General features: G+C 46.4%; 1 pseudogene. It reads right to left on the bottom strand.

Annotated features, from left to right (window positions below):
• Positions 1–549: pseudogene (locus R7Q11_RS28605) on the bottom strand (cryptochrome/photolyase family protein); the annotation flags it as partial.

Consider the following 549-nt stretch of genomic DNA (forward strand, 5'->3'; position numbering starts at 1 on the left):
CGTACGCATAATCGAGAGACTGGCCTATTGCATTGCGCATACAAGCCATCTTGGTTTTTCCTGTCCAAAAGTAGTCGGGTAAATCACGTGATGCTTCGAGCTCATTTTTCTGCGGATACTGCGGCATATTCGCCCAGTACACACCCCGAATGAATTCCCGCCAACCTAAGATCTGACGAATGAATCCTTCTACCTGTGCAATATCGATGTGTTTGTTAGATTGGTATGCACTAAGTGCAGCATCGATTACCTCTTTGGGGTGCAGTAACTTGCTGTTCATCGAGAACGACAAACGACTGTGATACAAACTCCATTTGGCATCGTGCTCCGCCGTCATCGCATCTTGAAACCGACCAAAATGAGGGAGACAAACCTGACAAAAATGCGCGAGCAAAGATAGGCTTTGAGCGCGATTCACTGGCCATAACAAATCACCATTGAGTGAACCAATGGTCGAGATCTTGTGTCGCGTTAATCGCTCTACAATCTCGCCAACATTCAGGCTAAACATCAGCGGTTTGGGTAATTGCTCGATATCTTTCGCTTTCA

The organism is Vibrio sp. 970, from assembly GCF_033339075.1.